This window comes from Vibrio pomeroyi, from assembly GCA_041879425.1.
GTDB classification, from domain to species: Bacteria; Pseudomonadota; Gammaproteobacteria; order Enterobacterales; family Vibrionaceae; genus Vibrio; species Vibrio pomeroyi_A.
Genome location: CP090854.1, coordinates 2,138,089 through 2,152,628, shown reverse-complemented (window position 1 = coordinate 2,152,628; position 14,540 = coordinate 2,138,089). Strand labels below are relative to the sequence as shown.

At 44.6% G+C, this 14,540-nt stretch carries 12 protein-coding genes; 4 read left to right on the top strand and 8 right to left on the bottom strand.

Annotation, left to right across the window (positions count from 1 at the left end; genetic code table 11):
* The first annotated feature begins 2 nt into the window (after positions 1 to 2).
* Both L0992_09505 and L0992_09500 read left to right on the top strand, forming a co-directional pair.
* Positions 3 to 2,156 (top strand): heparinase II/III family protein, encoded by a 2,154-nt coding sequence (locus L0992_09505; protein XGB65959.1) that lies wholly within the window; start codon positions 3 to 5, stop codon positions 2,154 to 2,156.
* A 358-nt stretch (positions 2,157 to 2,514) separates the two neighbouring features.
* Positions 2,515 to 3,315 carry a fumarylacetoacetate hydrolase family protein gene (locus tag L0992_09500; protein ID XGB68716.1) on the top strand — a complete coding sequence of 267 codons (801 nt, stop codon included), beginning with the start codon at positions 2,515 to 2,517 and terminating at the stop codon, positions 3,313 to 3,315.
* A gap of 103 nt (positions 3,316 to 3,418) precedes the next feature.
* Here the strand turns inward: L0992_09500 and phnE (L0992_09495) are convergent, their stop codons facing one another.
* The 4 genes from phnE (L0992_09495) to phnD all read right to left on the bottom strand — a co-directional run bounded on the left by phnE (L0992_09495) (position 3,419) and on the right by phnD (position 7,005).
* Entirely contained in the window at positions 3,419 to 4,249 is an 831-nt protein-coding gene (phnE, locus tag L0992_09495) for a phosphonate ABC transporter, permease protein PhnE (GenBank protein ID XGB65958.1), read from the bottom strand.
* A gap of 10 nt (positions 4,250 to 4,259) precedes the next feature.
* Entirely contained in the window at positions 4,260 to 5,093 is an 834-nt protein-coding gene (phnE, locus tag L0992_09490; GenBank protein ID XGB65957.1) for a phosphonate ABC transporter, permease protein PhnE, read from the bottom strand.
* Positions 5,090 to 5,908, bottom strand: a complete 819-nt coding sequence (gene phnC / locus L0992_09485; GenBank protein XGB65956.1) for a phosphonate ABC transporter ATP-binding protein — start codon at positions 5,906 to 5,908, stop codon at positions 5,090 to 5,092. Before phnC ends, phnE (L0992_09490) begins: the two co-directional genes overlap by 4 nt.
* A gap of 140 nt (positions 5,909 to 6,048) precedes the next feature.
* Complete coding sequence (gene phnD / locus L0992_09480) at positions 6,049 to 7,005, bottom strand: phosphate/phosphite/phosphonate ABC transporter substrate-binding protein (GenBank protein XGB65955.1); 957 nt, start codon at positions 7,003 to 7,005, stop codon at positions 6,049 to 6,051.
* Positions 7,006 to 7,270: 265 nt separating this feature from the next.
* Between phnD and L0992_09475 the strand changes: the two genes are divergently transcribed.
* On the top strand, positions 7,271 to 7,990 hold the full coding sequence (locus L0992_09475; protein XGB65954.1) for a FadR family transcriptional regulator: 720 nt from the start codon (positions 7,271 to 7,273) through the stop codon (positions 7,988 to 7,990).
* Positions 7,991 to 8,192: 202 nt separating this feature from the next.
* Here the strand turns inward: L0992_09475 and L0992_09470 are convergent, their stop codons facing one another.
* From L0992_09470 to L0992_09455, 4 genes are all read right to left on the bottom strand, one after another.
* Positions 8,193 to 9,695: a tripartite tricarboxylate transporter permease gene (locus L0992_09470; protein XGB65953.1), complete on the bottom strand. Its 1,503-nt coding sequence runs from the start codon at positions 9,693 to 9,695 to the stop codon at positions 8,193 to 8,195.
* A gap of 8 nt (positions 9,696 to 9,703) precedes the next feature.
* Positions 9,704 to 10,165, bottom strand: a complete 462-nt coding sequence (locus L0992_09465; protein ID XGB65952.1) for a tripartite tricarboxylate transporter TctB family protein — start codon at positions 10,163 to 10,165, stop codon at positions 9,704 to 9,706.
* A gap of 88 nt (positions 10,166 to 10,253) precedes the next feature.
* Positions 10,254 to 11,180, bottom strand: a complete 927-nt coding sequence (locus L0992_09460; protein ID XGB65951.1) for a tripartite tricarboxylate transporter substrate binding protein — start codon at positions 11,178 to 11,180, stop codon at positions 10,254 to 10,256.
* Positions 11,181 to 11,205: 25 nt separating this feature from the next.
* Positions 11,206 to 11,676, bottom strand: a complete 471-nt coding sequence (locus tag L0992_09455; GenBank protein XGB65950.1) for a hypothetical protein — start codon at positions 11,674 to 11,676, stop codon at positions 11,206 to 11,208.
* A 1,076-nt stretch (positions 11,677 to 12,752) separates the two neighbouring features.
* Between L0992_09455 and L0992_09450 the strand changes: the two genes are divergently transcribed.
* Positions 12,753 to 14,531, top strand: a complete 1,779-nt coding sequence (locus L0992_09450; protein XGB65949.1) for a transporter — start codon at positions 12,753 to 12,755, stop codon at positions 14,529 to 14,531.
* Positions 14,532 to 14,540 lie beyond the last annotated feature (9 nt).

Here is a 14,540-nt window from a genome sequence, read left to right as displayed (position 1 = left end):
TAATGAGCTATCAACCACTTTTACTTAACTTTGATGAAGCAGCGGAGCTTCGTAAAGAACTTGGCAAGGATAGCCTTTTAGGTAACGCACTCACTCGTGACATTAAACAAACTGACGCTTACATGGCAGAAGTTGGCATTGAAGTACCAGGTCACGGTGAAGGCGGCGGTTATGAGCACAACCGTCACAAGCAAAACTACATCCATATGGATCTAGCGGGTCGTTTGTTCCTTATCACTGAGGAAACAAAGTACCGTGATTACATCGTTGATATGCTAACAGCGTACGCGACGGTATACCCAACATTGGAAAGCAACGTAAGCCGTGACACTAACCCTCCGGGTAAGCTGTTCCACCAAACGTTGAACGAGAATATGTGGATGCTTTACGCTTCTTGTGCGTACAGCTGTATTTACCACACTATCTCTGAAGAGCAGAAGCGCCTTATCGAAGACGATCTTCTTAAGCAAATGATCGAAATGTTCGTTGTTACTTATGCACACGACTTCGATATCGTACACAACCACGGTCTATGGGCAGTGGCTGCGGTAGGTATCTGTGGTTACGCGATCAACGATCAAGAATCTGTAGATAAAGCACTTTACGGCCTGAAATTAGACAAAGTAAGCGGCGGTTTCCTAGCGCAACTTGACCAACTGTTCTCGCCAGACGGCTACTACATGGAAGGTCCTTACTACCACCGTTTCTCTCTACGTCCAATCTACCTGTTCGCAGAAGCGATTGAACGTCGTCAGCCAGAAATTGGTATTTACGAATTTAACGATTCAGTGATCAAGACAACGTCTTACTCTGTATTCAAAACTGCATTCCCAGACGGCACATTGCCAGCTCTAAATGATTCATCGAAGACGATCTCTATCAACGATGAAGGCGTTATCATGGCTACGTCTGTGTGTTACCACCGTTATGAGCAGACTGAAACTCTGCTTGGTATGGCCGATCACCAGAAAAATGTTTGGGTTCATGCTTCTGGTAAAACACTGTCTGATGCAGTTGATGCAGCAGACGACATCAAAGCATTCAACTGGGGTAGCCTGTTTGTAACCGACGGCCCTGAAGGCGAAAAAGGCGGCGTAAGCATCCTTCGTCACCGTGATGAGCAAGACGACGACACAATGGCGTTAATCTGGTTCGGTCAACACGGCAGCGATCACCAGTACCACTCTGCACTAGACCACGGTCACTACGACGGCCTGCACCTAAGCGTATTCAACCGTGGCCACGAAGTGCTACACGATTACGGCTTTGGTCGTTGGGTAAACGTAGAGCCTAAGTTTGGCGGTCGTTACATCCCAGAGAACAAGTCTTACTGTAAGCAGACGGTTGCTCACAACACAGTAACGGTTGATCAGAAAACACAGAACAACTTCAACACAGCATTAGCTGAGTCTAAGTTTGGTCAGAAGCACTTCTTCGTAGCAGAAGATCAGTCTCTACAAGGGATGAGCGGCACGATTTCTGAGTACTACACTGGCGTAGACATGCAGCGCAGCGTGATTCTTGCTGATCTTCCTGAGTTCGAAAAGCCTCTAGTGATTGATGTTTACCGCATCGAAGCTGACGTTGAGCACCAGTACGATCTACCAGTTCACCACTCGGGTCAAATCATTCGTACTGACTTCGATTACAACATGGAAAAAACGCTTAAGCCATTAGGTGAAGACAACGGTTATCAACACCTATGGAACGTTGCTTCAGGAAAAGTGAACGAAGAAGGCTCTCTAGTAAGCTGGCTACATGACAGCAGCTACTACAGCCTAGTAACCAGCGCTAATGCGGGCAGCGAAGTTATCTTTGCTCGCACTGGTGCTAACGATCCAGACTTCAACCTTAAGAGTGAGCCTGCGTTCATCTTACGTCAGTCTGGTCAAAACCATGTGTTTGCTTCTGTATTGGAAACACACGGTTACTTTAACGAGTCTATCGAAGCCTCTGTAGGCGCTCGTGGTCTGGTTAAATCAGTGTTTGTTGTTGGCCATAACAGTGTCGGGACTGTTGTGCGCATTCAAACGACATCTGGCAACACTTACCACTACGGTATTTCAAACCAAGCTGAAGATAAGCAGCAAGCAACTCACACGGTTGAGTTTGCTGGTGAGACATACTCGTGGGAAGGATCATTTGCTCAACTGTAAATGATCAATACACATATCGTTTAACGATGGTATGTGCTGATATGGTGCTTTGCGGGAACGAAGCGCCATGTCATGTTCGGTTGTAAGGGTGTTCACATCTAAGTAACTGAACGAAACTAAAGTCGATGACAAAGAATATCGGAAATAAGTCAAACCGAGTAACTCGTTGCGAGTTGCTCGGTTTTTTTATGTCTGCGATTTGAGAGTCATTCTTTCACGCGTACTGGAATTGATCGTAGGTAATTAGAGTTGCTCGAAGATAACTAGAATAAGTCGAAGGTAACCATAGTGGACTAAAGTTTAGATTGGAGATTAATCGACAAGGGAATCAAGCATGAAGGGATTAATGGCGATATTGATGATTTCAAGCGCTGCTTATGTCAATGCAGAAACCGTAATTAAGGACAGCAGCGAGAAATTCGTGCGCTATCAATATCAAGACAAAATCAGTTATGGGAAGTTAGATAAAGACTCTGTGTTACCAATCAGTGGCGACATCTTCGGTGAGTATTCAGTCGCCAAAACCTCAATTCCTCTTGAGTCTGTCGAAGTATTATTGCCGACCAAGCCTGAGAAGGTGTTTGCGGTCGGCATGAACTTCGCCAGCCACTTAGCGTCACCTGCAGACGCGCCGCCCCCTATGTTTCTTAAACTCCCGTCTTCTTTAACCCTCACCGGCGAAGTGATTCAAGTGCCACCGAAAGCGAAGAACGTCCACTTTGAAGGAGAGCTGGTGATTGTGATTGGTAAAGAGTTGAGCCAAGCCAGTGAAGAAGAAGCGGAACAAGCGATCTTTGGTGTCACTGTGGGTAACGATATTACAGAAAGAAGCTGGCAAGGCACGGATTTACAATGGCTACGAGCGAAAGCATCCGACGGCTTTGGCCCAATTGGTAATACGATTGTTCGTGGTGTCGATTATAACAACGTGCGACTGACCACACGTGTCAACGGCGAGGTTGTGCAGCAAGAAAATACCTCGTTCATGATTCACAAGCCTCGAAAAGTCGTCAGCTATTTGAGTCACTATTTTACCCTCAAACCGGGCGACCTAATTTTTATGGGAACACCGGGCAGAACGTTTGCCTTATCCGATCAAGACCAAGTGAGTGTTACCATTGAAGGGGTAGGGACTGTCATTAATGAAGTGCGTTTCTAAGTGTGAATTTGACTGTAAAGTCTTAACAAACAAAAAGCCTACTCACTGAGTAGGCTTTGATCTTATTGACTAGCGAACCGTCTATTTGACGTTGTTTTATTATTTAGATTAAGGCTTTACGTGCTTTGGCTGCCAACCATTCTGAGAAGATAACCGTCACGAGAATCGCGCAGAAAATCACAGTCACTTGAGGCCATGCCAGCATTGCCATTGATTCTTGCAGTTTCAAACCAATACCGCCTGCGCCGACTAAGCCTAATACTGTCGATTCACGAATGTTGATGTCCCAACGGAACAGGCTCGTGCCGATAAAGCTTGGCATGACTTGCGGAAGAATGCCGTAGTTCAACACTTGCAGTGGAGATGCGCCCGTCGATTGAATCGCTGACATTTGTGTTGCGTTTACTTCTTCAATTGCTTCGTACATCAACTTAGCCACGAAACCAATCGAGCGCAGGGCAATCGCGATAATACCCGCCAACAAACCTGGCCCGATGATCGCCACTAATAGCAGAGCCCAAATTAACGAGTTAATTGAACGACTTGCCGCGATGATGAACAGCGCAATAGGTCTGATAAACGTCATGCTTGGCGTTGTGTTACGTGCCGCTAAGAACGCAACCGGAAAGGCCAGTACGATCCCCAATAATGTGCCAAGTGTTGCGATGTTAATGGTGTCCCACAACGGGCTCCAAAGAGACTCTAGGTAGCTCCATCTTGGTGGCCACATACGTGAAGAGATATCAGCAAGTTGATTCGGTGAATCAGTCACAAAGTACCAAATCGTATCCTTGTTCATGACTTGCCATGCAAAAACGCTCAAAGCGACAAAGCAAAGCCAGCCGATCCAAAGCATTAGGCTCTGTTTATTGTCGTAACGCTGCCATTGGGTACGATTCATGGCGCTTGAAGGTGTGTCATTTAGCGTGCTCATTGGTCGTTCCTTACTGCACATGCTTACGGATGATGGTCGATAGGTATTCACACAGCATCACGATCACGATAATAATCAATAGAATAGCGGCTGCGGCGCTGTACTCGTAACGGTCCATTGCTGTATTCAACGTTGCGCCAATACCACCTGCGCCAACAATGCCAATCACGGCAGACTCACGAAAGTTGATGTCGAGTCGGTACATCGAAAGGCCGATAAAGCGGGGCATGACCTGTGCCTGAATCGCGTAATTCACCTGTTGTAACCAACTTGCGCCAGTCGCACGCATTGCAGTGAGTGGTGCTGGGTCAATGGCTTCAATCTCATCAGCAAACAGTTTTGCAAGAAAGCCGATGGTCGCGAAGGTTAGCGTGACAAAACCTGCAAAGGTACCAAAGCCAAACAGTGCCACACACAAAATCGCAACGATGATCTCTTGTAAACTACGAGCGATTGAAATAAACGTACGACAGAACAGGTAAACAGGAGTTGGGGCAAGGTTTTTGGCTGCGCCCAATCCGAATGGGATCGAGAGAATGACACCTGCTACGGTTGATGTGAGCGTCATGGTTAAGCTCTCAATCAAACCTTGCGAGATGTTGTTCCAACGGCCACCAAAATCTGGGTTCATGAACGCCAAAATGAACTGCCAACCTCGCTCGCTGCCTTCGTAGATTCGAGTCCAGTTTATGTGAACTGACTGAGTTGCAAGGTATAAGTACACCGCAACAATGATGATCAAACTCCAACGCAACCATGGGTTAGAAATCAGTGGCGGCTTGGTCCACTGTGTTGGATATTGCTTTGCTAGGCGCTGAGTTTGATTTGGATATGGTTGAGTCATATTGTTGCCTCAGACAAGCGAGGGTTCGTTATGATCAGATCATCTTCCTCTTCTTCTGCTTGTTGGCTCCAATCTTCTTCACCGTAGATCTGTGTCAGCACGTCTTCGGTGAGTAGGTTTGGCTTGTCATCAAACACTACACAACCCGCATTCAGGCCGACAACGCGATCCACAAATTGTTTGGCTAACTGAACATCGTGGATATTGATGATCGCAGGGAGCTGTTGCTCTGAACAAATCTCGCTAATCAAGCGCATGATTTGGCGTGCCGTACGTGGGTCAAGTGCCGCGGTTGGCTCATCAATCAACAGTAATTTGGGTTTCTGAGCAAGTGCGCGCGCAATACCAACACGCTGGCGCTGACCGCCCGATAGAGCATCGGCTCTCTTATTGGCGTGCCCTAACAATCCAACACGGTCGAGCAGGGCATAAGCGGCTTGGATATCTGACTCTGGGAAGCGGCGAGTGAAGCTTTGCCAGAAATTCACATACCCTAAACGGCCTGAAAGCACGTTTTCCATTACCGTTAAACGCTCAATCAGTGCGTACTCTTGGAAGATCATCCCAATCTCACGGCGTGATTGTCTTAGTTGGCGCTTAGAAAGCGTTTCAAGATTGGTATTGGAAAAGATCACTTCGCCGCTGGTGGGCTCGGTGAGTCGGTTAATACAACGAATAAGCGTTGATTTTCCCGCACCAGATGGGCCAATCAATCCAACCACTTCGCCGGCATTCACCGACAAGCTAACGTTGGTCAGGGCTTTATCAGAACTGGAGTAGTGCTTGGTAAGCCCTTTAAGGGTAAGAGTAGACATAGTATTCCTATAAGACCGGTGTACTAAGCGTTCGCCTGAGGCTGAAATGGGAAGTAAACCGCGGAGAGTGGTGAGTAACTGCAGGCACATGTACCTGCAGCTATCTTTATTGTGTGTTACGGGTTTCGCGTTTGAATCGGTTAGCTACAGGTGTAAGACACTTTGTTTGCTGTATCGATAGTACGAATTACTTCCCAATGCTCTTGATAAGTGATTGGAACAAATTTCGCTTCGCCGTTACGCTCAAATTCTTCTTGAAGCTTTGTGCCTTCCCAATCGAAAGTGAAGAAGGCTTTTTGAATCTTCTCTTGCAGCTCTGGCGTCAGGTTGTGCGCTGTGCCGTAAGCGGTAGTCGGGAAGGTTTGAGACTTGTAGATGCTCTTGATTTGGTCTTCTTTCACCACTTCACGTGAAAGCATGCGGTTCAATACAGAGTTCGCTACCGCTGCTGCATCGTAGTCTTTGTGCGCAACACCTAAGATAGAGTTGTCGTGCGCACCAGAGAATGCCGGTTTGAAATCACGGTCAGGTTGAAGTTGGTATTCAGCGTCCAGAATCGCAGAAGGTGCTTTAAAGCCAGAGTTAGAGGTTTGCGCTGTAAATGCTAGGTTTTTGCCTTTTAGGTCTTCTACTTTCTCAATGCCAGAACCTGGGTGCGTGATAATTTCCATTTCGTAACCGAAAGAACCATCTTCCGCAGCCATCATGGTGAATGGTGCGAAGCCTGCACAGTTAACCGCTAGTGGTGTAGAACCTGTGTTGAAACCCGCGATATGAAGGCGACCTGAACGCATTGCTTCGATTTGAGCCGCGTTATTTTGAACAGGGAAGAAACGAACCGTCTTTTCCGTTGTTTTTTCAAGGTGGCTCAAAAACTCGCTCCACACATCAGCGTATACTGCTGGGTCTTCAACTGGCGTATAAGCAAAAATTAGCGTGTTTGGATCCACCCATTGTGATTCATCTTGAGGAACATCGGCGACCAAGTTGCCAGAGCGATCTTCGTATCGTGTATCCATTGCTAATGCAGAACCAGAAAAAATCAGCGCAGCCGTAATAGCGCTTTTAAGCGTGAGATTCGTTTTTGTCGGTTTCATTATTTCAGTCCAATTGAGTGATTTGTTGGGAGGGAGTATAGAAATCGAGGATGACAAAACCGATGCGTTTTGATGACGGATTTATGAATGGTGTAACATAATGTTTCTGGCTGGGTAAGGTTAGACACTTTGTAAGTGTTTGATTAGTTGAGCAAATTAGTGGGTTATTATTCGTTGCCATTTTACTCAATTGGCGATAGGTTGAAATACTGTTATAGTGATCCTTAAATAATACATAAACATAACATATAAAATAAGTGAACTTATGGTTAGCACTTTTAATTCAATTTCGGGCTCGAAGCGCAGCCTGCACGTGCAAGTAGCGCGTGAAATCGCTCGTGGAATCTTGTCTGGTGAACTTCCACAAGGTTCCATTATTCCTGGTGAAATGGCGTTGTGTGAACAGTTTGGTATCAGCCGAACGGCACTTCGTGAAGCTGTTAAACTACTGACTTCTAAAGGTCTGTTAGAATCCCGCCCGAAAATCGGTACTCGTGTAGTGGATCGCGCATACTGGAACTTTCTTGATCCTCAACTGATTGAATGGATGGATGGTCTAACCGACATAGACCAATTCTGTTCTCAATTCTTGGGCCTTCGTCGTGCGATTGAGCCAGAAGCGTGTGCACTAGCAGCAAGATTTGCAACGGCAGAGCAACGTATCGAGCTTTCAGAGATCTTCCAAAAGATGGTAGAAGTGGATGCCGCTGAAGTGTTTGACCAAGAAAGTTGGACAAACATAGATATTCGTTTCCACAGCTTGATCTTCAATGCGACAGGCAACGATTTCTACCTGCCGTTTGGTAACATCCTGACGACCATGTTCATGAACTTCATCGTGCACTCTTCAGAAGAGGGCAGTACATGTATCAACGAACACCGCAGAATCTATGAAGCGATTATGGCTGGCGACAGTGAAAAAGCTCGTACAATGTCAGCTGCGCATCTGCAAGATGCTAACCACCGCTTAGCAACAGCTAGCTAAACACGGTTTTCAGCTTCATTTGAATCACTTACGAGTTCAAATTCACGGTTTATAATTCTAGTTAACTCTTTATGAGCCTAGACAAAGCTTAAAAAAGGTATGCCATGTGCATGCCTTTTTTGTTGGTTGCTGATTACTAAAAAAGCCAGAGACTGTTGTCTCTGGCTTTGAGTTGTTTCAATATTCTAGCTTAAACAAGCGGCTAATCATGATGTTCGTAAGTTTGCTTTTGTTTCTGCTTTTTCTTCATTTTTAACGTTGAATAAACCGAGAATACAGCTAACACGATAAACGCGAGAGCAATAGGGCGTTCATAGAGGAAAGACCAACTGCCGTCGTACATAAGTAAAGACTTTCTCAAATTCGTTTCTGCCATCGGACCTAAAATGATAGCTAGTAATATAGGTGACGAAGGAATATCGAGTTTGGTTAGAACAAACCCCAACAGCCCAAAACTAATTGCAATACCCACATCAAACATCGAGTTGTTGATGGCGTAGGCGCCCACAATCGATAAGAATACAATAATTGGGATCATGATTATTTTAGGTACTTCGATAATGCGGCAAAAGAAACGAATACCGAGTAAACCAATAACTAGCATTACAAGGTTAGCGACCAACATTGAGCTGAAAACACCGTAGACAACCTCCGGGTTTTGAGCGAATAGCAACGGCCCAGGAGTTAAACCTTGAACAATCAATGCACCAAGTAACACCGCGGCAACCGCATCTCCGGGTACGCCTAATGTAAGTAATGGAACAAGTGATCCGCCTGTCACACCGTTGTTTCCTGCTTCAGCAGAAGCCAGTCCTCTTACGGAGCCTTTACCGAATTCTTCAGGGTTCTTAGATGAACGCTTAGCTTCGTTATAACAAACAAACGCTGATATATCCGCACCAGCTCCAGGTACCGAGCCAATAGTTGTCCCCATCAAGCCGCTTTTTACAGCCGTTGGTAACATCTCTTTTAAATCACCTCTACTGAGTAGTTTGTGATCGAATTTTGGTGGTACGACTTTCTTTTCCGAAAAGAGCTTTTCTAATTGATTTAATGCTTCAGACAAAGCAAATAGGCCGATTAGTACAGGAATGACATTGATACCACTGTATAGGTCCATGATGTCAAAAGTAAATCTTGGCACACTGCTGATTGGGTCGAGTCCAACAGTTGAAACCAATAATCCAATGGTTCCCGCAAGTAACCCTTTAAAAATGTTGTTTGAAGAAACACTCGCAATAATCGTTAAACCAAACAAAGCGAGTGCAAAATATTCTGGCGCATTAAAACGCAGTGCAAAGGTCGCTAATTTAGGCGCAATCGCGATGAGGACGATAGTACTTAACAGCCCGCCAATAAATGATGCAACAGCAGAAATACTTAATGCTCTTGCTGCTTGTCCTCTAACAGCCATAGTGTGACCGTCGAGTACACTTGCTGCAGAAGCCGGTGTTCCTGGGGTTTTAAGCAGAATTGCGGCAATTGAGCCACCGTAAATCCCACCAATGTATACACCAATTAACATCACAAGGGCTGAAGTCGGTTCCATACCAAAGGTAAATGGAAGGAGAATTGCCACGCCCATTGTCGCTGTAAGACCGGGTAGTGCGCCTAAAATAACGCCGCCCAGTACGCCAAAAACAAGGACAGGAAGCACTGCAAAGCTAACTGCAGTTGCGAGACCATCGATTAGATATTCAAACATATGACCTCCTAAGACCACGTTGCTTCAGGAAGCGCGATGTAGAACACCTCGCCAAATAGATAGTAAACCGCGAACACAAAGACAACGGCGACAACGTAATAGATTGGCTTCTTCACTTTGAAGTAAACGAGGTAGAACATAAATGCAATCAAACTAGCATAAAGGTAGCCAACTACACTGATGAGTAATGCGTAGCCAATAAGAAAAGCAACGCCGAAAATCGACATCTTGCTTATCATCGCTTCTTGTTGTTCAGAGGCAACTTTTAATTTGTGTTGAACGATGAGAACTATACAGATAGCAATTTGGGCAATCACAATCATCATCGGGAAGAATTTTGCATCGACACTTGCATCTTGGTACATCGGACGATCAAATTGAGTGATCAGCGCGAACGCGATTGCGCTAAGGATAATGATGATAGAAGGGAAAACGACGTTTCGGTTTAAGTTAGAGTGAGCGTTATACATGGAGTTTACCCCTAAAAAGTAAAGCAAGGGAAAGGTACAAACTAATAGTAGAGGCACAACTGATAAAAGCTGTGCCTCCGAACAAAGGTTATTGAATTAATTGAGTCAGTGATTTTGTATCTTCTGCGACAAATTCAGTGAAGGCTTTGTCATCAAGGTTGTGAATCGTCATAGCACCTTTCTCCATGAAAGATTTGAACTCTTCACTTGCCATTGCTTCATCAAATGCAGCACCCAGCTTCTCGATTACTGCATCAGGTGTATCTTTTGGAGCACCAATACCGCGCCATGTACCTGTTACTACATCAATGCCTTGCTCTTTCAAAGTAGGAACATCTGGAATGTATTGAATACGCTCTTCAGACATGACACCTAATGCTTTTAGTTGGCCTGAACGAAGCTGAGCAATAGCTTCTCCTGGTGTAACCATGGTTACGTCTGTGTGATGACCAAGTACGGCAGGGATTGCTTCTGAAGCTCCATTATAAGGAATGGCATTAAGCTTAATATCTTGGTCTTTTTCTAACGACATTAAATAAAAGTTTGGCGCAGCTGTTGAAGCAAACTTAACGCTTCCTGGGTTGTCTTTTGCTTCTTTTATAAGGTCATTAATAGTGTTGTAAGGGCTGTCTGCTGCAACTAACACGACCGCTGGATCGAGGTTTACTAAGCGAATGAGTCTAAAGTCATCAGCGGTATGACGCATCAAACCCATTTGAGGAAGTGAAGCTATTTCACGTGTTACGACTGTCAATGTATATCCATCTGCACGCTGTTGAGCTCCGAAGCTCATACCTACAGCTCCTGCTCCACCAGTACGGTTCATGATCGAAATATTTTGCCCAAGAATGTCTTTCGCGCTATTTGCAAGAGTACGACCAACGGCATCGGTGCCGCCACCCGCGCCAAATGGCACAACTAAGCGAATGTTTTTGCTTGGATAGTCTGCTGCAATTGACGTTGCAGAAACAAGTATACCGGCTGCTAGCATAATGGATTTTAATAGTTTACTCATAATAAGTACCTTCTGTTTCTAATTATTAGCGATATGTTTTTGTAGGGTTTTCTGCTTTTTCGGTTTGGTATTCGTGCATTGCTAACTGTTCAATAGCTACCGCTATCCAGCCACTGATCAGCATGTCATACCATTGTTGTACACCACTGCAGGCAACAACCACGTTTCCGTAAACAAACGAACCATAAAACAGCAAGTCTTCGTCACGTAGTGAAGATGGGTGTTGGGTGTGCAGTGTTAGGTTGCTTGTCGATTCTCGCCACGCTTGTTGTGCTTTCTTACGGGCAAGGTGATCAAACTTGATTGTCCAGTTGTCAGGAGCTCCTAACGATTCTTCATATAGAATGGCGTCTTCAAAAGAGGCTTCCCAAGGCTTGAGGTGTGGATTCATAACGACAATATGCAGTTCTTTTCTATTGGTTCTTTCAAACAGCTTGTCGATAGAGGGTTTAACGATATCGATCGCGTCTTGAGTGATATCTTTCATTGATCGCATTCCACATGTCCTTACGTTTGGTAGATGAATATAGAATATTGTATGACAATAATTCTTCAATTAACGATGACTTGGAAGCGGGGAGCGGTCACAAGTGAAAGTCTTCTAACAAGACTTCGATCTTGTTTTAACCATATTATGTCGGAAATAGTGTGATTCTGGTCTTTTTATGAACTGGGTATGAATGGATACAGATCTAGTTTTATTTTAGCTTGATAATCGATCGCCCTAAAATAGGGGATAAATGCACACATGTCCGCGGTTTTCCTACAAGACGCTAACTACCGTTTAGCAACTGAAAGCTAAACGCGGTTTTGAACTTTCATGTGAACCAAGTAAACGTCCCGATGAACTATTTATAGGTTCATCAAAACCAGTTAAACAGGTATGCCAAGTGCGTGATTTTTTGTTTTTGGGAAGCGTATTGCACCATGTATAGCACTGTTTTGGTTCATTCCCGATTAACTCTTTCTTAAGTCAATTCTTCCTCGTATACGTCTAGCGGTAGTTCTTTACCATCGCAATTAAAAGAATATTGCGCCCGAGATACGTGTCTTAGACACTTGATCTCCCTAAAAAATAATGATGCATCATTTATGAGTTTTCATTTTTTGTATTTTGAATTCACCATAACCTCAACAAGATATGCCGCTTCTATATTGATTAATTTACGTAGAATTCTAATGAAATTAGCTACACTCAATTGATAGGGAATGCTGGTTTATTGTGTGATAAATGAGGGTGATTCAGTTCTAATTTGGCTTTTATTATTTTTGAGAATTTTATATTTATATGTGTTTGGTTGTATTTGTTAATAAGTGTGTAAAGTCTCACTTTTTCGTAAGTTGTTGATTTTTATGGGGTAGGTGTTCTTGTGGTTTGATATCTCATGTTTTTACCTCAAACTCCAATAATTTCCTTAATGGATTGACCATATTCCATCCTATGTCATATATATAATTAACTTAATCAATCAAAATAAGATCACCATCACTTATTTGGATTATTGTACTACAAATGAAGTTTCAGGTTTCCTATAGTGCTCGTAACAAATTACAACGGACAAAGGATACACGATGGAACTCAACACGATTATTGTCGGCATTTATTTCCTATTCTTGATCGCGATAGGTTGGATGTTTAGAACATTTACAAGTACCACCAGTGACTACTTCCGCGGGGGCGGTAACATGTTGTGGTGGATGGTTGGTGCAACCGCCTTTATGACCCAATTTAGTGCATGGACATTCACCGGTGCGGCAGGTAAAGCGTATAACGATGGTTTTGCAGTCGCGGTCATCTTCGTAGCCAACGCATTTGGTTACTTCATGAACTTCGCATACTTCGCGCCTAAATTCCGCCAACTACGAGTAGTTACGGTAATCGAAGCTATCCGTATGCGTTTCGGCGCAACGAACGAACAAGTATTCACTTGGTCTTCAATGCCGAACAGTGTTGTTTCTGCGGGTGTATGGCTAAACGCATTGGCAATCATCGCTTCTGGTATCTTCGGCTTCGACATGACAGCGACTATCTGGATTACTGGCTTGGTTGTATTGGCGATGTCAGTAACAGGTGGTTCATGGGCGGTAATCGCATCTGACTTCATGCAGATGGTTATCATCATGGCGGTAACCGTGACTTGTGCTGTTGTTGCGGTTGTTCAAGGCGGCGGTGTTGGCGAAATCGTAAATAACTTCCCAGTAGCGGAAGGCGGTTCTTTCCTTTCTGGTAACAACATTAACTACCTAAGCATCTTCAGTATTTGGGCATTCTTCATCTTCGTTAAGCAGTTCTCTATTACTAACAACATGCTTAACTCTTACCGTTACCTTGCGGCTAAAGACTCAAAGAACGCGAAGAAAGCCGCGCTACTGGCGTGTGTGCTAATGCTTTGTGGTGTATTCATCTGGTTCATGCCTTCTTGGTACATTGCAGGTCAAGGTGTCGACCTAGCAGCAGCTTACCCAGATGCAGGTAAGAAAGCGGGTGACTTTGCATACCTATACTTTGTACAAGAGTACATGCCAGCAGGTATGGTTGGCCTTCTTGTTGCCGCTATGTTTGCCGCGACAATGTCTTCAATGGATTCTGGTCTAAACCGTAACTCAGGTATTTTCGTTAAGAACTTCTACGAACCAATCGTTCGTAAAGGCAACGCTACTGAGAAAGAGCTGGTAACGGTTTCTAAGATTACTTCTGCCGTGTTTGGTATCGCTATCATCCTGATCGCACAGTTCATCAACTCGCTGAAAGGTTTGAGCCTGTTCGATACAATGATGTATGTGGGCGCGCTTATCGGCTTCCCAATGACAATCCCTGCATTCCTTGGCTTCTTTATTAAGAAGACTCCGGACTGGGCTGGTTGGGGTACGCTGGTTGTCGGTGGTTTCGTTTCTTACTACGTAGGTTTTGTTGTTAATGCTGAAATGGTGTCGTCAGTCTTCGGTCTAGAAGAACTAACAAGCCGTGAATGGTCTGATGTTAAGGTTGCTATCGGTCTAATCGGTCACATTACACTGACAGGTGGTTTCTTCATCCTATCTACTCTGTTCTACAAGCCATTAACTGAGAAGCGTCAAGCTGACGTTGATAAGTTCTTCGGTAACCTAGCAACGCCACTTGTTGCTGAGTCAGCGGAACAGAAGAAATTAGACAACAAACAGCGTGAGATGCTTGGTAAACTTATCGCAGTAGCGGGTGTTGGTATCATGCTAATGGCTCTACTAACTAACCCAATGTGGGGACGCCTAGTCTTCATCCTATGTGGTGTGATAGTTGGCGGTGTTGGTATGCTACTGGTTAAAGCTGTCGATGATGGCGGCAAGCAAGCGAAAGCGGTCACTGAAAGCTAATACATAGAA